Source organism: Synechococcus sp. OH2 (genome assembly GCF_047462155.1).
In the GTDB taxonomy this organism is placed as follows: Bacteria; Cyanobacteriota; Cyanobacteriia; order Thermostichales; family Thermostichaceae; genus Thermostichus.
In genome coordinates this window covers 33,306-54,757 of sequence record NZ_JANSIR010000041.1, presented here as the reverse complement: position 1 = coordinate 54,757, position 21,452 = coordinate 33,306, and the positions used below count along the sequence as shown (strand labels likewise).

The window sequence follows — 21,452 nt, the reverse complement described above, 5'->3', positions numbered from 1 at the left end:
CTCGGATCCCTACCTAGCTGAGGATAAAAGTCTCGATGGCCGCCACCACTCCATCTTCGCTGACGGGAGGAGCCACCCAATCGGCGTGGGGCAGCAAAGCCGGCGAGGCATTCCCCATGGCCACCCCGATCCCTGCATACCGCAGCATCTCAATGTCATTGTCGCCATCGCCGATGGCCATCACCTGCTCCGCTGACACCCCCAGCAGCTCTTCCGCCAGAAAGCGAACGGCATTGCCCTTGTTCACCGCCGGATGGGTGGCCTCCAGAAAAATCGGCTCCGAGCGGGTGAGGTAGATCTGCTCAGGAGAATACCGCTGCCGCAGGGATCCCTGTAATGCCTGCAGAAACTCCGTATCTTCCGAAACAGCTAGGATCTTGGTGGGGCTTTTCCCATATTGGGCGGGGGAAAGCATCTGGAGCGGCACCTGGGAGCGCTCGGCATAGGCTTGGCTGAGGGGGCTGAGCTCTCGCACATAGAGCTGGTCATCGATGTAGAGGTGCACCCCCACCGGCTGATCCTGCAGCACCTGCAACAGCTCCTCCGTCAGCGACCAGTCCAGGCTCCAGTGCTTCAAGGTCTTTTGGCTGTCGGGATCCCGAATAAGCGCCCCCTGATAGCTGCAGAGGGGCATGTCCGCTCCAATGGCGTAATGAAACCGCTCAGCAGAGCGATGCATCCGACCTGTGGCAATGGCCACCCGCACGCCTGCAGCCTTGGCTTTTTGAATGGCCTGCCGCACCGGCTCCGAAACCTGGTTGGAAGGCCCCGCAATCGTGCCGTCGATGTCCACCACCAACAGCCGAATGTCCCTCTGGATCCAGGCTCCCTTTTCCCTTTTTTTCTCCTGGACTTGAGCTTCTGCTCCAGTTTGCATTGCCCCTCCTCCTGGCAACCTCCCAGACCCTAACACGACTGCTGCGGAGTTTGTCGATAGTCAAATTAACCCGAGCTCGATGGGAAATTGAAATTGATGAAGAATCTCGATAGGGATTGAATACCTCAAATAGCCGGCTGGGGGATCGGATCCCTGCCCTCTGCTGTCTAGGGAAAGAGCATACAATTGAGGAAGACTAGCCCCGTGATGGACAAAAACACCGTGAACATGCTGAAACGAATTGGTCGCGTCTGCCGGCCTTTGCTAGCCGTTGCCTTGGCCTTGATCTTGGCTTTGGCTCCTGTCAGTACTGTCTGGGCCCGCAGTGGTGGTCGCATTGGCGGTGGCTCTTTCCGCTCTCCGACCTTCTCTGCCCCCCGCTCGGCTCCGGTGTACCCCAGCTATGGAGGGGGGTTTGGGTTTCCCCTAGTGGTGCCCTTTTTCTGGGGTGGTGGTGGCGGCCTGCTGACACTGCTGCTCTTGATTGGGGCCGGTAGCTTTCTGGTGCGCAGCTTGCGCTCGGCTGTTTCTGAAGATGGCGACGAGGGGGTTGCTGACCTGCCGGTAACGGTGGCTCAGGTAAAAGTGGGCCTGCTGGCCAGCGCCCGACAACTGCAAAAAGACATGAACGCCCTGGCTCTGGAAGCGGATACCCAATCGCCGGAAGGGCTGAGCCAGTTGTTGCAAGAGGTCACCCTCGGCTTGATGCGCTACAGCGACTACTGGGCCTATGGTCATGCCCAAGCAGAGAAGCTGCCCCTCTCCCGCGCCGAGTCTCTGTTCTATCAAGCTTCCCTACAGGAGCGCAGCAAGTTCAGCGCCGAAACCCTCAGCAACCGCAACAACCAGATTCAGCAGGTTCCCCAAGCAGTTCTGAAACGCGCTGCTGCCGGAATCCCGGATGTCGGCGAGTATCTGGTCGTTACTCTACTAGTTGCGTATCGAGGCAACTCAGGTACACTACCTGTAGTTAAATCTGCGGCGGATCTGCGGCAGTGCCTGCTGCAGTTGGCCTCCATTCCGGCGGAGCGAATTGTGGCCATCGAAGTGCTGTGGACGCCGCAGTTGGAAGGAGACACCCTGTCGGCAGAGGCGCTGTTGACCGAGTACCCGGAAATGCGGCTCCTGTGAGGGCGCTGGGGTGAGAAGACGGCTGCTGTCGGCTAGGGGTCTCACCGCCAAGGGAGGTTCTATGTCCGGGTTTGATGCTTCGGCAGACAGGAGCCGTCGTTCTCCTTGGGCTGCATTGGGTTACACGGGTCAAGCAGATTCCCTGCTGGATGAGCTGCTTGAGGATTTGGAGCACAGCCTTGAAGAAGGGCTGGTGGAAGAGTACCCCTATTGGGGCACGCGCCCGCCGCTGCCTTTGCGGCGCTCTTCTATTGCCTCAGGGATCCTACTGGGTTTGGCTTTGGCGACCACTCTGGTGGCAGGGCTAGCCTTCTGGATGACCCTGCGCCCCCGGCCAGGAGTCTTTTCTCAGGCCACTCCTCCTCGGCTGAGGGATCCTTTGACTGAGGCCCCCGATTCTCCCAACTCCGATTTCCTGCTGGCCCAGGAACCATCCCTGCCCCCATCTGCGGGAGGTGGAACTCCTCGAGATCCATCTGCGGAAGTTTCGTCTCAGGAGCCACCTGGGACAACCTTGGCCAAGCCGGAGGCGAAAACACTCTCTGCAACTCCGCCGGTGGCTGCCGCTCCTACCCTTGCAGCGGCAACCAGTGCTCCTCCTCCCCCGAGGGTAGCCGCTCCGCCGGCGTTGGCGCGGATCCGGGCCCAGCCTGTGCCGCAGATGAAGCTGGTGGGGTTGATCCACGATCCAGGCGATCCTAAGGCTCTGATTCTGATTGACAACGTGGTGCGACAGGTGCCGGTTGGCCAGGCGGTGAAAGCAGAGTGGCGGGTCACCTCCATCAGCCCCTACGGGGTGAGGGTAAGCAATGGCGCTCAAAGCGTCACCTTGCAATTGGGGTTGTCGCAACGGATCTAGCTAGATATCCTTCTTTCATCGGGAGAGCGATCCCCGTGGAAGGTTGGATCAAAAAAGGGAGAAGGGGCAGATGAAATTCGCCAAGCTGGGGCGAATGAGCCGCTGCAAAGTGGGATTGGGCTTAGCTTTGGGGTACCTCTGTCTCGGTCTGTTCGCTTGTCGCAGTGCGCCCCCCTCTTCTGGCTCTCCATCTGGGATCCCAGCGGCCTACGCCCATCGCCCGCAACTGCAAGGGAACGCAGTGGTGGAGTTAGAGGTGCAAACTGCCGAAGGAGTGGGCAAGGTCCTCTTGGAGATCCACGGGGAGGAGGCGCCCCTTACTGCCGGCCAGTTTGTGGATTTGGTGCAGCGGGGCTTTTACAACGGTCTCACCTTCCATCGGGTGGAGAAAGATCCCCAGCCCTTTGTGGTGCAGGGCGGGGATCCGCGGGGGGATGGCACCGGCGGCGCCACCGAGCCGGGCAGCAACCGCTTGCGCACCATCCCTTTGGAGATCCAGGTGCGCGGGGAGCCTCATCCCCGCTACAACACCTTGATTGAGGATCCCATCGCCCTGAGCAAGCTGGCCTTGCCCCATCGCTTGGGGGCAGTAGCCATGGCCCGTTCCAGCCCTCTCGACTCGGCTTCTTCCCAGTTTTATATCGCCCTCTCTGCTCTGCCGATCCTGGATGGGCGCTATGCCGTGTTCGGCTATGTCATCGAGGGGATGGAGTGGGTGGAGCGCCTCCAGGTGGGGGATGTGATCCGCTCGGCACGGGTGCTGGAAGGAGCGGACTTGCTCAGGTATCCAGCAGGAGCAGATCAGACGGCGGCCCCCGGCGGTTTATGATAGGCAGCAGCTCTGCTGCTGGTTCGGCTGTCGTGGCTTGGGGAGGGGAGAGTTTTGTGCTCGCCCTCTCCAGCAACCTGTGGGCGCCTTTTCATGCATGAAGACGCTTTTTCTCCTCTTGAACCCCTAGACGAGCTGCCACCTCACTCGCCGCCGGAGGTGGATGTGGAGCGGATGCTGCAGCAGTTGCAGGATCCGGATCCCCGTTTGCGGATGCAGGCAGCCCGCGCCTTCTGTGAGATCGAAGAACCCCGCGCCATCCCGCGCCTATTGGCTTTGCTCAGGGATCCCTGCCCGTTGGTGCGGGTGGGAGCGGCCTATGCCCTGGGTCGCAATCCGGCTCCCGCTGAGGTGGAGGTGCTGATCGACAGCTTGCGCCGGGATTGGAATGGCTATGTACGCAAAGGCCTGGTGTGGGCCCTGGGCAATGCTAAGGATCCCCGCGCCTATCCGGTGTTGCTGGAAGTATTGGCTGAAGATATCGCGGCAGTGCGGCTTTGGGCGGCCAGCGCCCTCGGACAATTGGCCCAAGCTCAGGTGTTGTCCGGCCCGGCTCTGCAGGAGGTAGCGGCAGCCCTCTGTCGGGGTTTGGCCCACGATCCGGTGGCGGCAGTCCGCGGCAACTGTGCCTGGAGCTTGGGGATCCTCGGGCAACAGGTGAAATTGGCTCTCGAGGATCCCACCGTTTACGCGATGTTGAAAAGGCAATTGCTGACAAGCGCCAGCCGCGATCCCGATTGGGGAGTGCGGGACGATGCGCGGCTTGCCCTCCTAAAGTTGGCAGATCCCGACTTGCCGGAGCAAGCGGATAACCTTAAGTAAACTACCCGACACGACTACCCCCAGCCCTTCTCCCTCAGGGAGTCAGCCCAAGCGCTCCGCGCCGCTCACGCGACCACCCCCAGCCCCTCTCCCTCAGGGAGTCAGCCCTCACCCCCAGCCCCTCTCCTTCAGGGAGAGGGGAGTTAGGGATCGAGGCAACGAACGGTTTCATTGCCATTGGAAACGACTGTAACTGGGTGGCGGCTTCAGCGCACCAGATCGAGCAGCCAGGCAAAGTAGAAGCGGCTTTGAATGGTTTGCCGTTGTTGCACTTTCCAGCCCCACTCAGTAAGGTGGCTCACCAGCGTCGCCTCGCGGTGCTGATAGGCGCGGGTGGTCTTGCTGGGGCCGGGGAAAAACTCCCCCACTTTCTTCAGCAGCGTCAGCCAGGGAGTTTTGGGAGCAAAGCTGAAGAGCAGACGAGACTTGGCCAGTCCGGTCAGGTGCCTGAGCATGCGCAGGGCGTCGGCTTCGGGATAGTGGATCATCACATCCAGGCAGACGACGACATCGTACTCCCCTGTCAGTTCCTCCAAATCCAAAACCTGAAACTGGGGGTTGTCTGTGGATCCCAGCTCCATCTGTTGGCGGCGACGCGCTTCGTTGACCATTTGCTCCGAGATGTCGCTGGCGAACACCTGCGCCCCGCGGGCGGCCAAAGGCAAGCTAAGGCTGCCCACCCCGCAGCCGGCATCGCAAATGCGCAAACCAGAGGGATCCCCCAGCCATTGCAACACCGTCTCGACCGTGCGGGCATGGCCCAGTCGAATATCTTTTTGGACGAAATTGACTTCCTCGTTGCCGTAAATGCGGCGCCAGCGCTCGAAGCCGACCGTGTTGAAATAGTTGCGGACGATGGTTTTTTCCTGCATAAGACTGCCAGTTGTATACCGGGATCCGCCGGGGAATCACTTCTTGGCAAGCCGATGTCTCCCCGGAGATGCGGATACATTCTACCTTGAAGCCGTTGCTCCCACTTCCAACCCCTATTCCACGGCTGTATTAGATGCCTACAGCGGGATAAAACTTGATGACGGAAGCTGAGATTGCCCAGGCGTTGCAGGCCAGCTTGGCTGTCCCTGTCAAAATTGCTGTCAAACGTCGCCAGGGCCATTTGCACGTTCTCCTCAACCGCTCCCCGCAAACGCAGCTCAACCACCCCCATCTCACCCAACAGGTGCGAGCCGGGCTGGAGGCGTTGGGGCATTCCGAATACGAGTGGCAGCAAACCGAGCCACTGCGGGATCCTCTCTTGGGCGCTGAGGAAACCACGCTCGTGCTGGAAAAACAAAGCCATCGGCTGCTGCAGGATCTGACGCTGGCTGCTCCCGATTCCGCCAGCCCCCAAGCCTGAGCCCAGAGAAAAGGCTCTCGACAAGAAAGCTGCTGGCAAGGGCAGATCCCGTATTGCCTGGCTGTGGCCGGCAGTGCTGATGGTCGGGATGGCGGTGGCGGTCTTGCTCCTTTTCTTTCTCTAGAAAGCAGTCTGGCTGGGGATCAAGCCGGCTGTGGTGAAGACCCGGATCCAGAGGGGGCTGGGCGAGTCGAAGCTGCCCTTTGCAGGGCATCCTGCAGCATCCGCTCCACCAGCTCCGTAAACGTCCACCCCAGCGCCGCTGCCGCATCAGGGCAAAGCGAAGTAGGGGTCATGCCGGGCAGGGTGTTCACCTCCAGCACCCAGGGGTTCTCGTCGGCATCCACCCGCAGATCCACCCGTGCCAGGCCCTCACATCCCAACACCTGATAGGCCCTTAGCCCTGCCGCCTCGCAGCGGGCCAACCCTGCCGCGCTGAGGGAACAAGGGATCAAATGCCGCGAGCCGCCGGGGGCATACTTGGCTTCGTAATCGTAAAAATCCCCCTGAGCGGGGATGATCTCAATGGCCGGGAAAACCTGGCCGGAGAGGATGGAGAGGGTGATCTCTTTGCCGGGAATGTAGCGCTCCAGGAAAACCCGCGACGAGACCGATCGGGCCAGCGCCAGCCCCTGAGCCAACGACATCTCATCCCGCGCAATGCTGATCCCCACCGTCGAGCCGCTGTTGCTGGGCTTCACTACCAGCGGGGATCCCAAGTGCGCCACGCACTCGGCCCAGGAGAGCGGCTGCGCTTCATCCCAGACCAGCCACTCAGGGGTGGGGATCCCTTCGGCGCGAAAGATCTGCTTGGAGACCAGCTTGTCCATGGCTAGGGCACTGGCCAACGGCCCGGATCCCTGGTAGGGCAGGCCCAGCCACTCCAGCATCCCCTGCACCACCCCATCCTCGCCGCCGGGGCCGTGCAGGGCAATCCAGACGAAGTCGCAGCCGGCCTGCCGTTCCTGCCAAAGGCGCAGCGGCAGATCCTCCTCCGGGTCGATCAGCTTCACCCGATGCCCCAGATCCTCCAGCGCCCGCTTACAGGCTTTGCCCGTGACCCAAGAGATCTGCCGTTCTGCCGAACGACCCCCTGCCAAGACAACAATGTTCATGGCTTAACCCCAAAGCACTCCCCACTCTCAGCAACCGGCACCAGGATAGCCGCATCCCCCCACTCTACCCTACGAAGGAGGGCGGCGGCGGCGCAAAAACTCGGGAATGTCCAAGCCCCCGGAAGCAGGGGGCTCAGGCTCAGGGGGCTGCCGAGGCGATGGCTCAGGGCTAGGAAAGGTGGGCTTGCGCGTCCCCACCTTGTTGGGGTTGGCAACAGCGGTTTTGGCTGCGAAAGCACTGGGTGCCGTCCGCGATCGGTCGAAACCGGTGGCAATGACGGTGATGCGCACCTCCCCTTGCATACGCTCGTCTTGCACGGTGCCGAAGATGATGTTGGCCTCCGGATCCACAGCCTCGGCGATGATCTCAGCCGCTACCGTGACCTCGTGCAACGACAGATCCAGCCCGCCGGTGATGTTGAAGAGCACGCCCTTGGCCCCTTCGATGGAAGTTTCCAGAAGGGGCGAAGACACGGCGGTAATGGCGGCTTCGCGGGCGCGGGACTTGCCGGATCCCATGCCAATGCCCATCAGGGCAGTGCCAGCATCGGCCATCACGCTGCGCACATCGGCAAAATCCACGTTGATCATGCCAGGGATGAGGATGATATCCGAGATGCCCTGCACCCCCTGGCGCAAGACATCGTCCGCGACGCGAAAGGCCTCGTGGACAGGGGTTTGCTCGGAGATCACCGAGAGCAACTTGTCGTTGGGGATCACAATCAGGGTATCCACTGCCTCCTGCAGTGCTTGGATCCCCTCTTCGGCCTGCTTGGCGCGCCGCTTGCCCTCAAAAGAAAAAGGCCGCGTTACGACTCCTACGGTTAGGGCACCGCTGGCCTTGGCAATCTGGGCAACCACAGGCGCTCCCCCTGTCCCTGTGCCCCCGCCCATGCCAGCGGCAATAAAGACCAGATCCGCCCCCTTGAGAATGGCCGCAATTTCTTCACTGGACTCTTCGGCAGCTTTCTGACCAATGGCCGGGTTGCCGCCTGCCCCCAACCCTCGGGTTAACTTTTGCCCGATTTGCAGGCGGTTCACCGTCGATGTTGAGGATTGAGCGAGGGCCTGAGCATCCGTATTGATGCTCCAAAACTCGACGCCCTTGAGGTTGCTGGCCGCCATCCGACTGACCGCGTTGCCACCTCCACCCCCCACGCCCACCACCTTAATTTTCGCGGCATTGCTCGGCATGTTCCCCTCTGGATGATTCGCCGCCTTGGTCTGGGCTCCGTTTCTCTCGTACTCGACCTGAGAGTCCTCCCCCACGTAGCGCTCACTCCAGGGGGAAGGCGTTGACTGGGCTTGCTCCAAGCTTTGCCCAGGATTGGGGGGATGGAAGTCTGACCAATTGCTGGATGGCATGTCAGCCCTCAAGATAGCTTAATTCTGGCAAATATCGAGCATGCTAGCTGATTTAATATAAGGCAACTCTCCTCCGATGCCAACGGTGAAGACGTTTGTGGATCTTCATAGGCGGATGCAGCTTTCGTACTTTGCCTATGAATCTTCTTTTGCAGTTAAGCTTCCTCTTTTGTACAAGCGAGGTTCCTATCGAAGGGTATGTATTCCCGAACACCTAGTAGGTAGAGCCCAAATTAGGGCAAACTGTTGCTCCCAGCGCGCTTCGGTCGGAGCCGAGCTTGCGCTTGCCTAAAAGCTAACCTTGCGTTTTCTTTTCGGAGTACTTGAGAATACTCACCCCTCCCAATTAGGGCCTGGCAGACCAATTGCCAATTTTTGCCGATTTTTAATGCTGAGGTTTGGGTATTCTACAAACTACCCGAAGGCTTCCGCGCCGAAAGAGTCAGGGGGAGGGTTGCCGTCAGGGATCCGCCCATGGGCTTAGAGCGGCTGCAAATGGATCTCGGCGTTCAGCCGCTGGGGCAGGGAAATTTTAAGCACGTCCCCCTGATCCATTTCCTGGGCCGTCGTCATGTTGGCCAGGGCCTCTACCACTTCTTCGGAGTTGGCAGTCAGCACAACAACGGGGCGCTCGCCGGCGATGGGGAAATCGTGCCAGGTGCCGCGGTGCAGCAGCAGCCCGTGCCCGGCAGGGAAGCGCAGGGCTTGCACTTTGTCCAGGTCGGGGAGGGTTTTGGGGTGGTTGGGGGGAGCCATGACCATGATGAATGGCTCCTGTCCCAAGGCAACAAACAACTGGGTCATACGCAGGTGGCGCTCTAGCCAGAACACAGCCGGGTAGCCGGGCAGGATCTTGGCAGTGCGGATGACGGCTTTGCCAGTGTACTGGGAGTCGATGTTTTGCCCTTCTAAAACGCGCCCCTGATAAAAGGGGATCCCCAACCCGGGATGGGCCACATCATCCCCTAGCAGTTGGCCGAAGGGCCGCACATTTTCGGGGGTTGCCTCCACGATTGGCACACGAACAACAGGGGTGCCAGTTGGGGTCTTGCTCATGGTCGGTCTCCTCAGTTGACTGACTTTTTGAGTCATAGAGTTCTTCGGAGCAGCCGCATTTTAAGCAAGGGAGGAGCAGGCAACGGTTCTCCCCACAACAGTCTGAGCCTCTGCGGGCCTTATTCTGGTGAGATGGGCGAGTTAAACTGCCTCTCGATGATGTGGCAAATTTGCCGGGCAGCGGTGCCGTCGCCGAAGGGGTTTTGGGCCTGGGCCATGCGGGCGTAGGCCTGGGGATCCGTGAGCAATTCTCGGGCCGCCTCCAGGATCTTTTCGGGATGGGTACCCACCAGGCGGGCGGTGCCGGCAGCAACGGCTTCCGGCCGCTCGGTGGTCTGCCGCAGCACCAGCACCGGCTTGCCCAGGGCGGGGGCCTCCTCTTGAATACCACCGGAATCGCTGAGGATGAGAGTGCAGCGCTGCATGGCGCTGACCCAGCAGGGGTAGTCCAAGGGCTCGGTAAGAAAAACTCGCTCCCGGGATCCCAACAGGGCCTGCAGGGGATCCCGCACCGCGGGGTTGGGGTGGAGAGGCAAGAGGAGGGCCGTATCGGGGAACTCCGCCAAAATCTGCAGCAGAGCCTGGCCGATGGCTATCAAGGGATCCCCCCAGTTTTCCCGCCGGTGCACAGTAACCAACAAAACGCGGTAGCGCTGCCAGTCTAGGCCGGGGATGGGGCAAGGGATCCCGTGGGCGGCCACCTGCAGCAGGGCGTCGATGACGGTGTTGCCGGTGCAGTAAATGGAGCCAACCACGTGGCTTCGCTTCAGGTTATCCACCGCTTGCGGGGTGGGGGCAAAGTGCAGGCTGGCCAACTGAGAAATGAGACGGCGATTGGCCTCTTCAGGAAAAGGGTGGTAGAGATCGTCAGTGCGCAGGCCGGCTTCCACATGCCCCACCGGGATGCGTTGATAGAAAGCGGCCAGGGCAGCGGCAAAGGCGGTCGTAGTATCGCCCTGCACCAGAACCAGTTGGGGCTGGCGCTCCTGAAAATAGGGTTCCAGGCCGCGCAGGGTGGCTTCGGTGATGTCAGTCAGGCTTTGGCGGGGACGCATGATCTCCAGATCCCGATCCGCCCGTAGGCCGAAGAGCCGCATCACCTGATCCACCATCTCCCGGTGTTGCCCTGTCAGGATCACCTCAGTGCGCAGGTGTGGACTGGCCCGCAGGGCCTGGATTACCGGAGCTAGCTTAATGGCTTCGGGCCGCGTGCCCAAGATCACAGAAACCAGAGGAAGGGAGGTCATATCATAGGCTCAAGGGCATCGGCGCTTGGGGGAAGCGAGCAGCTCTGACTCGGCTCCAGACAGAGCGACCATCAAATCAGGTTTTGAAACCAGGTTTTAGAAAGGGCCTGACTGGTTCTCAGGTTGCGGCAGCACAGCCTCTGTAGATGGGGATGTCCCTAGGGCCAACTACAGGCAAAGAGAAACCAGCAGAGGGCGCTTCCCCCGATCTTAACCCCCGATTGCTCTACCCTTTGCTTCGCTGAAGCCAGCCCTGGGCAGGGATCCGGCAAAAAACATCAAAACCAAACAGCGCTGCTCGATCCCTGCCCACCTTGCCCCAGTGGGCCTGGAGGCTGCCGGGCCAGCGACAGTTACCAGGGCCTCCAGATCCAGCCAAAAGCCTGGAGAGACAGGAATCCGTATCCGCCCTCTTCTAGCTTGCCAAGGACTACGGCCCGCCAAGACGAATTGCGCAGCAGACGCTTACACATCCCCCAGAGAGACTCTTAGCGGCGTTTGATCCGGAGAGTATCTTGTCGATATCTTGTCGTTCGATGGTTGCCTCAGACGGGCTAAAAGCCCAAAGCTGGCCCCGAGCCTATATCCAGCTCATCTCATCACAAACGAGGGTAAACACCGTTGCACAACTGGCCACCAGCAGCGATAGGAAGGGCGGCTGGCCATGAGCCATGCAAATAGCCGCTGCTACCGAAGCGCCTACAGCAGCGGAAAAAGTGCGACCTGCCCAGTTGCCTTTGGAGGGTTTGTCAGAGGGATTAAATTTGTTAAACATTTTGACGCAAGAAATAGGGTACAAAAGGGATGATTCACAAGATTTTGCCTCAGGCTATCACCCTCAGATGAAATTTCGGCGGGATTCAGGACTATTCTCAATATTTCTTCGCTTAGGCTTCAATCTTTCGTAAAATTGCGCTGAGGTGTTCGTAATCATCTCGCAACAGCGAGCTCAACTGCCGCCCTGCTTGCACCAACCAGTGGCGATCCCGGTTCAAGATCCGGTAAGTCTGACGGATGACAGCGGCCACCAACTCGTCGCTGGGGATCCCGTTGACACGCAGCAGGGTGCGCAAAAACTCAAAAGAGCGGCAAAACTCCCTTACCTCGCTTTCAGAGCAGGGGTAGACCGGCTGGTGAATCTGGGGCGGGCGCGGCGGCAGGTACTGATAAACTCGTCCCCCGCCAACGAAGCCGACAATGGCAGCGCGGAAATCGCTGCGCAACATGGCGAAAATCTGGGGCTGCTGCTCCCGCAGCTCCTGGGTGGAGAGGCCCAACGCTCTGGGGCGGTGAACCGTATCGATGGGAGTCATGGCGGCGTAGCAGACCACCCCATAGATTAGGTTGCCGGTCTCCTCGTCTTGGGAGCGGATCCAACTGCCGAGAGCGGGCAGGGTCGGGAAGGTCAGGCGTTCCGGCCTTAGGCACTGGGCCACAAAAGTTGTGGTGTCGGCCTCCACCACCTCTCCTAGGGCAGAGGGGGGTGGGGAGATGGCTCTGGCTCGCATCCTTCCTCCGGTTTCTCAAGGCCAATGGCTGGGGGGCCGCTCCTAGGGTCGCGGACAGAGGGGGCAAGCCGGAATAGGCGGCGTGGCTCCCCTCTCCTTGAGGGGAAGAGGGCGGGAGGGAGGGCCACTGCTCAGCCCTCGAAGGGCAGCCCAGAACCAGGGGAGGGGGGGTTCGGTGGGGGTTCTTCTGCCGGCTCTGCCTGTCGGTGGCGGGCCTGGGCCCGTTGCAAGGCTTCCCGCACCACTGCAAAGCCAGTGCCTCCAGGGCTGAGCCGCGCCGCCACTACCCGCTGGGGATCGATGGCTGCCAGAATATCCGCTTCAAAGGCCGGGTGAAAGCTTTTCCAGCGCTCTAAGGGCAGATCCTGCAGCAGGATCCCCTCTGCCATACAGGTACGCACGATCTGGCCCACTAGATCGTGGGCGCTGCGAAAGGGGATCCCTCTGCGCACCAGGTAGTCGGCCACATCGGTGGCGTTGGAGAAATCTTCCCGTACGGCGGCCTCCATGCGTTGGGTTTGGAATTGGATGCCTTCCCGGAGCAGGATTATCATCGCCTCCAAGCAGGCCTTTACAGTATCAACGGTATCGAAGAGCCCCTCTTTGTCCTCTTGCAAATCTTTGTTGTAGGCCAGAGGCAGCCCCTTCAAGGTGACCAGCAGAGCTTGGAGATGGCCGAACACCCGCCCTGTCTTGCCCCGCACCAATTCCGGCACATCGGGATTCTTCTTCTGGGGCATGAGGCTGGAGCCGGTAGCACAGGCATCGGTGAGGGCGACAAAGCCAAACTCCTGCGTGGCCCAGAGGATGATCTCTTCCGAGAGACGGCTGAGATGCACCAGAATCAGGCTGGCGGCAGCGTGGAACTCCACAAGGAAGTCGCGGTCGCTCACCGCATCCAGGCTGTTGGCGCTGATGCGCTCAAACCCCAGCAGATGGGCAACAAGCTGCCGGTCGATGGGCAAGGAAGTGCCAGCCAAGGCCCCGGATCCCAGGGGGCAGACGTTGACCTCTTCCCGCACCCGCCCCAAGCGTTGCCAGTCCCGCCAGAGCATTTCTTCGTAGGCTAGGAGGTGGTGGGCCAAGCTAATGGGCTGGGCCCGCTGCAGGTGGGTGTAGCCAGGTAGGAGCGTCTCCACGTGCTGGTCGGCCAAGTCCAACAAAACCCCCCGCAGCTCCCAGAGGAAGTGCCGGATAGCGTCGATTTGATCCCGTAGGTAAAGGCGCAGGTCGGTGGCCACTTGGTCGTTGCGGGAGCGCCCCGTGTGCAGTTTTTTGCCCACTTCCCCCACCAAGGCCACCAGGCGGCGCTCGACGGCGTAGTGGACATCTTCCGCCTCAGGGTCAGGCTGGAAGATGCCCTCGGCAACTTCCTTCTGGATCCGCTCCAGCCCCTGCCGAATTTGCTCTGCCTCTTCGCGGCTCAAGATGCCGCAAGCCCCCAGCATCTGCACGTGGGCCAGGGATCCGGCCACATCGTAGGGCAAAAGGCGAATATCGAAGCCGATGCTGGCGTTGAAGCGGGCAATCTGAGGGTGCAGGGATCCCGCAAAGCGTCCGCTCCAGGGGCGCGGGGTGGAAGGTGCCGTCGGCTGGGACATGGACTCGGAAGGAGGATAGGGATCGACCACCACAGAAAGACTCGTCTAAAAAAAGTAAGCAAAGCGGCGACGGCCAAGGCGCCGCCACCTCAGGGCCAAGGAATCCGAGCGCCACCGCCTCTAGTGGGAGCTAGTGATGCTCTTGAGCATGTAGCCCGCCACGATTCCTATCAAAAGCGCCCAAATTTGGCCCGATTCCACGAAGTTGTTCCAACCCCTGCGGATATCGGCCAGCACGTCCTGCCGGAACACCTGGGCGACAATCACTTCCGTCTGCAAGGCCGGCGAGGCCGGCAAGTAAACCGAGGAGAGCTCGGAGCCAGGAGCAGTGAAGTGCATGCTTATACCTCAGGCAAAGGTCAACTAGGAAAGCGGGCCACCACCCAAGAGGCTTCCCTAGCTAGAGAGTACCCTTAGTTTGAACCTTCGTAGCTAGCTTGGCTCAGAATCGGGCAATACTTTCAACACCACCAGCGTTGTATCGTCCACCGGCTCAGGCCGCAGGGAAATCTCATCCTGAAACAAGAGCTCCGGATCCGCCGGCGGCTCTGGGACAACAGGACGGGATCCCTGGCGGCCCCGGAAGGCGTCCATCTGCTCAAAAAGGTTCTCCAAGATCTCCTCGGGCGACTCGTAGCGACTGGCAGCATGTTGAATGGCGTCCATCAAGCCTGAGGTCTCCAGCCGCTCCCCGCGGGTATTGGCGGCCTCGACATAGCCATCGGTGTAATAGACTACAACATCTCCCGGCTGCAGTTGCACGCAGGCTTCCGAGTATTGGCTGTGTTCCTCTAAGCCAATCAGCGCTCCTTCTGTGTCTAGGGGCTGGATGTCGCGGGTGCGGGCCCGCCACCAGAGGGTGGGGTTATGGGCAGCGTTGCTAAAACAGAGGCGACGGGAGCGGGGATCGTATTCTGAGTAAAACAGGCTGATGAAGCGATTGGAGTTTTCCAGATCGCTGTACATGGCCCGGTTGAGATGTTGGAGAACGCGGGCCGGCGAGTGGCGGTTGAGGGCTTCTGCCCGCACCATGGCACGGGTCATGCTCATCAACATGCCGGCAGGGACACCTTTGCCCATCACGTCCCCAATCACGATGGCCAAGCGAAAGTCTTCGGATGGTTCAGAGGAAGGGGCCAGGGATCCAACCGGCTCATCGGCGGCGGCCTCAGAGTTTTCCGGCCGCTCGCTGGGGATCTTGATGAAATCATAGTAGTCGCCCCCCACCTTGCTGGCCACGCGGCAGCGGGCCGCCAGCCGAATGCCCTTGACTTGGGGGTAGTGGCGGGGCAGCAGTTGGGTCTGGATGTAGGAGCCAATCTCCATTTCTTTTTCCAGAGCCATTTTGCGGCGTAAGGCCGCCGTCAAGCGCTCGTTCTCGATGGCCACGCCCGCTTGGTCAGCCACCAACCGCAGCAGTTGTTGGCGACGTTCATTCCACTGGTAGCCGGGCTGACGGCTGAAGACGTACAGGCGCCCCTGGACGGAGCTGCGAATCAACAGCGGCGTCCCGAACAGGCGCACATCTGGCCCCAGGCTCTGGCGCAGGCGTTCGTCCAAGAGATGTTCCAAGGCCGGGATCTTCACCGACAGGGATCCCTCGGTTTTTAAAATCGGCTCCTGAGCCGACAGAGCTTGGGCGATCTGCTCCATCTCGGCGCGAATCTGCTCACGCCGGTTCAGATCCGAACAATGCAGTTGATCCAACTGAATAGTGCCGTTGGGGTTGAACAACACCAGCGCTCCGCCCTCGGCATCGGTGAGTTGGCTGGCCACAAAAGCAGTGAGCTCTAGGATCTGGTTTAGGTTGTTGAAGGAGCGCAGGGCAAAGGCCAATCCCCCTAGCAAATACAGCATCGGCTGCTGTTCTGTCCCCAGCTCTACCACCGGCTCCGGCTTCGGCGGGGCGGGCAAGATGGCCGGTTTCACTTCCGTCAGCTCCCTCTCCTCCAAGGCCGCCTCGGGCTCCTCCTCTGGGCCAACTTGAGCCGAGCGCAGATCGCCCTGCTCATCAAGGGGCGACAGCGACGCAGCCGGAACGTTGGTGGGAAAGGAGTTTCTGTCCGCACCTTGGGCAAGCAGAGACTCTGACCAGGACAAACCCGACAGCCCGGCAGGGGGCTGCGCCGGAAAGGCTTTTTGCGGGCCGTGCTCATCCATCGGGAAGTTAGAGGAAATCCCTTGGAGACATAACGATGCAGTTTAGCAAAAATATCAGAAGCTCTATCACAAAAGTTTTAGCCCAATCCCAGTAGTCCTCCTTACGCCCGGCGGCGCTGACGGGACCCCTGACTCAGCTCCTGGTAGAGCTGCTCCAACTGGCTAAGGTTGTGGCTGAGGGTATAGCGCTCCAGCACCCGCTGGCGGGCTTTCATCCCCAGCAGTTGCGTAAATTCCCGTTGATCCCGCAACAGAGGCAGTAGCGTTTGCAGCTCCACCGTCACCCGCCCCGGATCCAACAGGATCCCGGCTCCATCGGCCAAAACCTCGCCATCGGCCCCGACGTCGGTAGCCACTGCCGCTACCCCACAGGCCATCGCCTCCAGCAGCGACAAAGACAGCCCCTCAATCAAGGAGGGCAGAATGAACACGTCGGATCCGCGCAGGATCTCGATGCGCTGCTGCTCGTCGGCAACGTAGCCCAGCCAGTGGATCCCGTGCTGGCGGGTGTAGAAAGGCTTGAGGGTATTGAGCAGGGGTCCATCCCCCACAATCAGGAGGCCACACTTCTCACCCATTTGAGCCTGCTTCCAGGCTTTGAGCAGGGCCTCGACATTTTTTTCCGGTGAGATCCGTCCTTGGTAGACAAAGACCCGCTCCAGCCCCAACCGTTGCTTCAGGGTGGAGGGCCCCGGCGAATACTTATCCACGTCGACGCCGTTGGGGATGACCACCACCTGCTCGCGGCTCACCCCCAGCCTGACCAAGATCTGCCGCTGTGTTTCCGAGAAGACGATGGTGCGGTCGTAGTGGGCCAAACAAGGGGCATAGAGCTGATAAGCCAGGTATTGGGTGCGGGAGGCGATGTTGCGCCGCCGCCGGTCGAAGGCCGGGTGGAAGGTAGCCACCAGGGGCTGGTTCAGCTCGGCACAGATCTCCGGCAGGACAAAATCGATGGGAGAAATCGTCAGCGAGGCATGCACCAGATCCGGCTGCAATTCCCGTAGGGCTTGGGTCAGCAACCGCCGGGCGTTGGGAGCCGGGATTGTGTAAATCTGCGACTTGTACAGACAGGGCAGGGAAACATCCCGCCCCGCCAGCTCAGCATGCCAACGGCTCCCCCGACGGGATCCCTCTACAGCAGGGGCCTCCAGGCTGGGGGAGGGGCTTTCGTTGGTGAAATGGAAAAAGCTCACCTGATGTCCCCGCTCCAAAAGGCCGTTGGTTACCTCACGGCTATAGGTGACGTTGCCACAGAAAGGTGCCTTCTTGCCTATCCAGGCGATGTGCATGGGCGGATCCCTACGGCGCCAGAACGCTGATCTGCAACGGGATGTGCGATTCAAAGCCTCTATAAGGGTAGCAGACTCGCATCCCACGTCGGCCCGCTGCTCCCCTCTCAGGGGAGAAACCTAGACCGACAAGGCATTGACAGATACCCAGCCCTACGCCGCAGCTATCCAGCAGAAAAACTTATCTGTGCCCCTCTCTGCCCAGCAGACCCCAGAGGTACAGCCCCGCCGACCCGGTCAGGGCTGCCAGGCCGAGAAACGTCCAGGCAAGGCCGAAATACGTTTCCGCCACCCCCGCCAAAACCAGCGGCAAACTGAGAGCAATGTTGACCGCATTGTTCTGCAGTCCAAAAACCTTGCCGCGCAGATGTTCGGGGGTCTCCTCCTGGAGCAGGGTTTGCATGGGCACCGCCACCAACGCCCCTCCACAGCCCAGCAGGGCAATCCAAGCCAAGCTGGGAAACAGCTTCCCCTCCGTCCAGGACAAGGCCGCCAAGGACAGACACAGCAACAGGGATCCCAGCCCACTCCAGGCGCGACGGCTCACCTGCCGGCCTGTATGCCCCACCCAAAAGGCGCCAATGGCCATGCCCAGGCCGGCAGCCGCCAGCAACACCCCAAACTGATCTGCCTCCAGCTCCGCCGTCACCTCGGCCATGCGCACCGCCAAGACCGCCAGCGCCGCAAACAGCGAGTAGAGCACCACCATTTGCAGCAGGGCCGCGCGGATCAAGGGCATTTGCCCGATGTATTGCAGGCCCAGCTTGAGATCTTCCCAGAGATGGGGGGCCTGCCAAGGCCGGGGCTCCAGCCTCTCGTGGGGTTGCAACAGCAGCAGCAGGGATCCCGCCAACAGGTAGGCTCCCCCCACCAACAGCTCTGGCCCTACCTCCCAGCCGGGCAACCACGCGCGCACCCAGCGATCCGCCAGCGTTAATAGGGGCTCGCCAATGGCAAAGCCGACGATCAGCGAAGCCATCATCGTCGTGGTGTAGAGGGAGTTGGCCGCCAACAGCTCCCGCCTAGGCAGGATCAGCGGCAGAGTGGCCTGTTCGGCAGGAGCAAAAAACTGGGTCAAGACAGAGACGGCAAAGCTCACCAGCAACAGGCTGCCAAAGCCCAAAGGGATCCCTGGCCAAAGGTCACGCCCGGCGGTAAGCCAGAGCAGCGGCGGCAACAGCAGCACCAGGATCCCGCGCACCACGTTGGAGAGCACCAGCACCCCCTTCTTGGGCCAGCGATCCACAAACACCCCTGCCAGACTGCCCAACAACACCGCCGGCAGCGTAAAAGCCAGCATAACCGCCGCCACCCAGCCGCTGATGGAGGCCCCTTCCGGCTGAAACTGCCTCGAGATCAACCCAATCAGCAGCACCAACAACACCTTGTCGGCCAACTGGGAAAACACCTGCCCCATCCACAGCAGCAGGAAGTTGGGTCGACGCAGGACGGCAGCAAAGTTTCCCAGGCCTGTCCCTGAGAAAGGGGAATCCACTTGGCTATCCTCTTTGGGATCCTGGGGAGGGGGCTCTGGCAAGGGATCCCCCGACGAACACTTCAGCGAGCCGGAGGGGGGACTTGCCGGCGGCTCAAGTGGGGGGGCCTCTGACTTCAGCACCTCAGTTGAAGGAAATGTGAAAGGAAGATCCCGAAGATGAGAAGTCCGGTGGCAGACCTCCACCTCCTCTTCCGGCCAGTCCCATCGTTGCTCCAAAGTCATGGTGCCCCCGTCCAGCATATCCCTCTCTCCCGCCTTGGCTTTCCCTGCCGCGCTCCAGCATTACCGCTGCTGGCTTGGGAGAGGTGCCCTAATCTTAAATCTTGACCTAGCCTGCAATCAAACTGGCCTCCCCTCCAGGGGAGCTTACCCCTGGCCGCCCAAGTTGTGCCTCCCCCCTGAGCAAGCCGCTAAGGCGATGGTGGGGAAAGGCTATCAGCTTTCTGACAACGATAGGGAGCGCAAGGGATCCGGGATCGACTCGCTGGGGGCTACAAAGCTGCCCTTTTCCACAAAAGTGAGGCGCAGCGCCAGCCAACGGATGAAATCCTCATTGGTCGAGACCACTGCCCCCAGCGGCTCCTTCAACTTGTTGCGTAGGAGCCTTAACTCTGGAGCTTCCATGAAAGCCGGCTGGGGCACCCAAAAGAAATCGATGGGGCGATGGTGCTCCTCATAGTGTCGGCGACGCTCCTCCAGCACTTCCTCCAGAGGTTCAGAGCGCAAAAAAGACAGACTGGCAACAATAAAGTGGTAGGTGGTGGGCTCAGCAGCAGGCATACTCTGAAAAGTGTAAGATTCAAACGCCTAGAGGGGGGTTCCTGGCAAAAACACAACTTCTCCCGCCGGCTCTTGCCTAGAGTTGCCAACTTTAACCTACTGGCAGGATTAGTTGGCAGACTTGAGTAAATGCAGGGCCGGATCGCGAGATCTGCGGAGGGACTGGCAGTCTTGCAACTGCCGGAGGACAGGTAGCCGCGCTATCACTTCCTCAGGGGACATAGAGTGCTCTGAAGCCTGCTTGAGGATAGGCAGAGCTTGAGCTGCCCATTCCTGCGCCCAGAGGGGAGTTGAAGGGGTTTCCCCCTGCTCCAAGAGTTCCTGGCAGAGGGCAGTCGAGCGCTCCAAGTCGCCGCTTCCCTGATAAGCCATAACCAGGGCTACCCGCGCCAAAGCGCATTCCTCAGGATCTATCCTGGAACCGTTGCGCTCTTTCTGGCGGGGTGAGCTCTCCTGAATCGAGCAGCAGTAGCAGAAAGACTCGAGAAGGTTGATCGCCTCTAAGTAGCGCTCCTGCTTGAGAGCAGTGATGCCGGCACGGAGGGATCCATACGGAGGGGACATGAGCCTAAGTATAAGATAAGAAAGGATTCCGACCGCCTTGCACTGAAGGGCGTTGATGACTTAGCTTCTTATCCGAGGTTTCGTGTCTGATACTACTATACAGCTTTTGGCCAAGCGACCGCGAATCTCCTTACCCTCTTAAGCTTTTGGCAAGGGCGCTCAACTCTTACGGGCCAAGATATAAGTGCTGACGTAGTGGGTTTCTCGGCGCAACACCTCACAGCCTGCCTGCTGCAGGCGCACCCCCAGATCATCGCGGATGTAGTCCCGGTAGTAGGGTTCGTGGAAGGTTTGCACAAAAGCTTCCATCGTCTCCTCCAGCTCGGGCGAATCCAGCAGTTGCACCGAATCGCAGATGACAATGACGCCCCCCGGCTTCACCACCCGGCTCATCTCATTGATGACATTTTGCCGGGCTGGGCTGGGCAGTTCGTGGAAGAGAAACACGCTGACAACCGCAAGGACTCCGTCCCGCTGACGCGAACAGAAAAGCAAGCAGAACCTTGGAGCTTTGCCTCAAGGAACTGTCTAGAGGTGTCTTGACAGCGTCTTTACGAGTTCGTTGTTGAACGGCGTAAGAATTCCCCACCTTTAGGCGGTGGGAGGGTCAACCCCCGCCCTCCCTCAGATGTGGTTTCCAGAGAGTTTCTTGGGCAAAACTTGCCAGTTGCCAGCCCTGACCCTGAACCCCGATCTGAGCGGCAAGCCGGTATGATAATGCCGATCACCCCTTGGCCCCAGAATCTATGGGATCCCAATTTAAACGGGTTGCGGGCGCCGTTACCGCCCCACGAGGGTTCCGCGCTGCTGGCGTGGCTGCCGGCCTCAAGCCCTCTGGAGCTGCCGATCTGGCTTTGATCGTCTCTGACTGCAATGCAGTGGGGGCTGGCGTTTTCACTACCAACCAGGTCAAGGCCGCTTGTGTTACCTATAACCAAAGGATCCTCGCCCAAGGGCAACCGGTGCGGGCCATCCTTTGCAACGCCGGCCAAGCCAACGCCTGTACAGGAGAAGAAGGGGAGCGCAACAACACCCAACTGGCTCTCTGGGTAGGAGAACGGCTGGGGATCCCGGCCCAACAGGTGCTCACTGCCTCGACAGGGGTGATCGGGCGGCAATTGGAAATGGCCAAAATCGAGGCAGCCCTGCCCCGCCTGATCGACAGCCTCTCGCCCATAGGAGGAGAGAGCGCCGCCCGCGCCATCCTCACCACCGACCTGGTAACCAAGAGTACAGCCCTAGAGGCCGAGATCGACGGCTACACCATCCGGGTGGGAGGCATTGCCAAGGGATCCGGCATGATCCACCCCAACTTGGCGACGATGCTGGCTTTCTTGACCTGCGACGCGGCTGTAGATCCCCACCTGTGGCAGCAGCTCCTCCAGCAGGCTGCC

At 60.5% G+C, this 21,452-nt stretch carries 21 protein-coding genes; 6 read left to right on the top strand and 15 right to left on the bottom strand.

From position 1 onward, the window contains the following. Positions 1 to 13: 13 nt before the first annotated feature. Positions 14 to 877 carry a Cof-type HAD-IIB family hydrolase gene (locus NW835_RS03085; protein WP_414370496.1) on the bottom strand — a complete coding sequence of 288 codons (864 nt, stop codon included), beginning with the start codon at positions 875 to 877 and terminating at the stop codon, positions 14 to 16. Between the two features lie 207 nt (positions 878 to 1,084). Between NW835_RS03085 and NW835_RS03080 the strand changes: the two genes are divergently transcribed. The 4 genes from NW835_RS03080 to NW835_RS03065 all read left to right on the top strand — a co-directional run bounded on the left by NW835_RS03080 (position 1,085) and on the right by NW835_RS03065 (position 4,518). Further along, positions 1,085 to 2,008 carry a DUF1517 domain-containing protein gene (locus tag NW835_RS03080; protein ID WP_414365932.1) on the top strand — a complete coding sequence of 308 codons (924 nt, stop codon included), beginning with the start codon at positions 1,085 to 1,087 and terminating at the stop codon, positions 2,006 to 2,008. Between the two features lie 61 nt (positions 2,009 to 2,069). Further along, positions 2,070 to 2,867, top strand: a complete 798-nt coding sequence (locus NW835_RS03075) for a hypothetical protein (protein WP_414365931.1) — start codon at positions 2,070 to 2,072, stop codon at positions 2,865 to 2,867. 70 nt (positions 2,868 to 2,937) lie between these two features. Next, complete coding sequence (locus NW835_RS03070) at positions 2,938 to 3,696, top strand: peptidylprolyl isomerase (RefSeq protein WP_414414491.1); 759 nt, start codon at positions 2,938 to 2,940, stop codon at positions 3,694 to 3,696. A gap of 93 nt (positions 3,697 to 3,789) precedes the next feature. Beyond that, a complete protein-coding gene (locus NW835_RS03065; protein ID WP_414385291.1) occupies positions 3,790 to 4,518 on the top strand; it encodes a HEAT repeat domain-containing protein in 729 nt (242 codons plus the stop codon). 206 nt (positions 4,519 to 4,724) lie between these two features. On the opposite strand, the gene bchM is transcribed toward NW835_RS03065, so the two are convergent. After that, positions 4,725 to 5,390, bottom strand: coding sequence for a magnesium protoporphyrin IX methyltransferase (gene bchM / locus NW835_RS03060; RefSeq protein ID WP_414377342.1), 666 nt, complete (start codon positions 5,388 to 5,390; stop codon positions 4,725 to 4,727). Between the two features lie 158 nt (positions 5,391 to 5,548). Between bchM and NW835_RS03055 the strand changes: the two genes are divergently transcribed. Next, on the top strand, positions 5,549 to 5,872 hold the full coding sequence (locus tag NW835_RS03055) for a hypothetical protein (protein ID WP_414365927.1): 324 nt from the start codon (positions 5,549 to 5,551) through the stop codon (positions 5,870 to 5,872). Positions 5,873 to 6,015: 143 nt separating this feature from the next. On the opposite strand, the gene NW835_RS03050 is transcribed toward NW835_RS03055, so the two are convergent. The 13 genes from NW835_RS03050 to NW835_RS02990 form a co-directional block, all read right to left on the bottom strand. Next, positions 6,016 to 6,987, bottom strand: coding sequence for a D-alanine--D-alanine ligase (locus NW835_RS03050; RefSeq protein WP_414414490.1), 972 nt, complete (start codon positions 6,985 to 6,987; stop codon positions 6,016 to 6,018). A 69-nt stretch (positions 6,988 to 7,056) separates the two neighbouring features. Next, a complete protein-coding gene (ftsZ, locus tag NW835_RS03045) occupies positions 7,057 to 8,181 on the bottom strand; it encodes a cell division protein FtsZ (protein WP_414365925.1) in 1,125 nt (374 codons plus the stop codon). Positions 8,182 to 8,832: 651 nt separating this feature from the next. Beyond that, positions 8,833 to 9,408 (bottom strand): ureidoglycolate lyase, encoded by a 576-nt coding sequence (locus tag NW835_RS03040; protein ID WP_414414489.1) that lies wholly within the window; start codon positions 9,406 to 9,408, stop codon positions 8,833 to 8,835. 119 nt (positions 9,409 to 9,527) lie between these two features. Beyond that, positions 9,528 to 10,655: a non-hydrolyzing UDP-N-acetylglucosamine 2-epimerase gene (gene wecB / locus NW835_RS03035; protein WP_414370501.1), complete on the bottom strand. Its 1,128-nt coding sequence runs from the start codon at positions 10,653 to 10,655 to the stop codon at positions 9,528 to 9,530. 887 nt (positions 10,656 to 11,542) lie between these two features. Next, positions 11,543 to 12,163 (bottom strand): hypothetical protein, encoded by a 621-nt coding sequence (locus NW835_RS03030; RefSeq protein WP_414414488.1) that lies wholly within the window; start codon positions 12,161 to 12,163, stop codon positions 11,543 to 11,545. A 131-nt stretch (positions 12,164 to 12,294) separates the two neighbouring features. Further along, positions 12,295 to 13,764: an argininosuccinate lyase gene (gene argH, locus NW835_RS03025; RefSeq protein ID WP_414414497.1), complete on the bottom strand. Its 1,470-nt coding sequence runs from the start codon at positions 13,762 to 13,764 to the stop codon at positions 12,295 to 12,297. Between the two features lie 120 nt (positions 13,765 to 13,884). Then, entirely contained in the window at positions 13,885 to 14,103 is a 219-nt protein-coding gene (locus NW835_RS03020; protein ID WP_414365060.1) for a hypothetical protein, read from the bottom strand. A 93-nt stretch (positions 14,104 to 14,196) separates the two neighbouring features. Continuing rightward, entirely contained in the window at positions 14,197 to 15,924 is a 1,728-nt protein-coding gene (locus NW835_RS03015) for a PP2C family protein-serine/threonine phosphatase (protein WP_414414487.1), read from the bottom strand. Positions 15,925 to 16,025: 101 nt separating this feature from the next. Further along, the gene (locus NW835_RS03010; RefSeq protein ID WP_414365063.1) at positions 16,026 to 17,216 is read right to left on the bottom strand and encodes a glycosyltransferase family 4 protein; all 1,191 of its coding nucleotides are present in this window, start codon (positions 17,214 to 17,216) and stop codon (positions 16,026 to 16,028) included. A gap of 181 nt (positions 17,217 to 17,397) precedes the next feature. Continuing rightward, complete coding sequence (locus NW835_RS03005; RefSeq protein ID WP_414414486.1) at positions 17,398 to 18,936, bottom strand: MFS transporter; 1,539 nt, start codon at positions 18,934 to 18,936, stop codon at positions 17,398 to 17,400. A 213-nt stretch (positions 18,937 to 19,149) separates the two neighbouring features. After that, positions 19,150 to 19,494 (bottom strand): MgPME-cyclase complex family protein, encoded by a 345-nt coding sequence (locus tag NW835_RS03000; RefSeq protein ID WP_414365065.1) that lies wholly within the window; start codon positions 19,492 to 19,494, stop codon positions 19,150 to 19,152. A gap of 108 nt (positions 19,495 to 19,602) precedes the next feature. After that, positions 19,603 to 20,058 carry a hypothetical protein gene (locus NW835_RS02995; protein WP_414365067.1) on the bottom strand — a complete coding sequence of 152 codons (456 nt, stop codon included), beginning with the start codon at positions 20,056 to 20,058 and terminating at the stop codon, positions 19,603 to 19,605. Between the two features lie 159 nt (positions 20,059 to 20,217). Continuing rightward, the gene (locus NW835_RS02990) at positions 20,218 to 20,553 is read right to left on the bottom strand and encodes a class I SAM-dependent methyltransferase (protein WP_414414485.1); all 336 of its coding nucleotides are present in this window, start codon (positions 20,551 to 20,553) and stop codon (positions 20,218 to 20,220) included. Between the two features lie 251 nt (positions 20,554 to 20,804). On the opposite strand from NW835_RS02990, the gene NW835_RS02985 reads away from it, so the two are divergent. Continuing rightward, positions 20,805 to 21,452: bifunctional ornithine acetyltransferase/N-acetylglutamate synthase (locus tag NW835_RS02985; RefSeq protein WP_414414484.1), on the top strand; the 648-nt coding region annotated here is incomplete at its 3' end.

Excerpts from the sequence above, each read along its gene's own strand:
- NW835_RS03085 (WP_414370496.1), bottom strand. The coding sequence starts at position 877 with ATGCAAACTGGAGCAGAAGCTCAAGTCCAGGAGAAAAAAAGGGAAAAG.
- NW835_RS03080 (WP_414365932.1), top strand. The coding sequence starts at position 1,085 with ATGGACAAAAACACCGTGAACATGCTGAAACGAATTGGTCGCGTCTGC.
- NW835_RS03075 (WP_414365931.1), top strand. The coding sequence starts at position 2,070 with ATGTCCGGGTTTGATGCTTCGGCAGACAGGAGCCGTCGTTCTCCTTGG.
- NW835_RS03070 (WP_414414491.1), top strand. The coding sequence starts at position 2,938 with ATGAAATTCGCCAAGCTGGGGCGAATGAGCCGCTGCAAAGTGGGATTG.
- NW835_RS03065 (WP_414385291.1), top strand. The coding sequence starts at position 3,790 with ATGCATGAAGACGCTTTTTCTCCTCTTGAACCCCTAGACGAGCTGCCA.
- bchM (WP_414377342.1), bottom strand. The coding sequence starts at position 5,390 with ATGCAGGAAAAAACCATCGTCCGCAACTATTTCAACACGGTCGGCTTC.
- NW835_RS03055 (WP_414365927.1), top strand. The coding sequence starts at position 5,549 with ATGACGGAAGCTGAGATTGCCCAGGCGTTGCAGGCCAGCTTGGCTGTC.
- NW835_RS03050 (WP_414414490.1), bottom strand. The coding sequence starts at position 6,987 with ATGAACATTGTTGTCTTGGCAGGGGGTCGTTCGGCAGAACGGCAGATC.
- ftsZ (WP_414365925.1), bottom strand. The coding sequence starts at position 8,181 with ATGCCGAGCAATGCCGCGAAAATTAAGGTGGTGGGCGTGGGGGGTGGA.
- NW835_RS03040 (WP_414414489.1), bottom strand. The coding sequence starts at position 9,408 with ATGAGCAAGACCCCAACTGGCACCCCTGTTGTTCGTGTGCCAATCGTG.
- wecB (WP_414370501.1), bottom strand. The coding sequence starts at position 10,655 with ATGACCTCCCTTCCTCTGGTTTCTGTGATCTTGGGCACGCGGCCCGAA.
- NW835_RS03030 (WP_414414488.1), bottom strand. The coding sequence starts at position 12,163 with ATGCGAGCCAGAGCCATCTCCCCACCCCCCTCTGCCCTAGGAGAGGTG.
- argH (WP_414414497.1), bottom strand. The coding sequence starts at position 13,764 with ATGTCCCAGCCGACGGCACCTTCCACCCCGCGCCCCTGGAGCGGACGC.
- NW835_RS03020 (WP_414365060.1), bottom strand. The coding sequence starts at position 14,103 with ATGCACTTCACTGCTCCTGGCTCCGAGCTCTCCTCGGTTTACTTGCCG.
- NW835_RS03015 (WP_414414487.1), bottom strand. The coding sequence starts at position 15,924 with ATGGATGAGCACGGCCCGCAAAAAGCCTTTCCGGCGCAGCCCCCTGCC.
- NW835_RS03010 (WP_414365063.1), bottom strand. The coding sequence starts at position 17,216 with ATGCACATCGCCTGGATAGGCAAGAAGGCACCTTTCTGTGGCAACGTC.
- NW835_RS03005 (WP_414414486.1), bottom strand. The coding sequence starts at position 18,936 with ATGACTTTGGAGCAACGATGGGACTGGCCGGAAGAGGAGGTGGAGGTC.
- NW835_RS03000 (WP_414365065.1), bottom strand. The coding sequence starts at position 19,494 with ATGCCTGCTGCTGAGCCCACCACCTACCACTTTATTGTTGCCAGTCTG.
- NW835_RS02995 (WP_414365067.1), bottom strand. The coding sequence starts at position 20,058 with ATGTCCCCTCCGTATGGATCCCTCCGTGCCGGCATCACTGCTCTCAAG.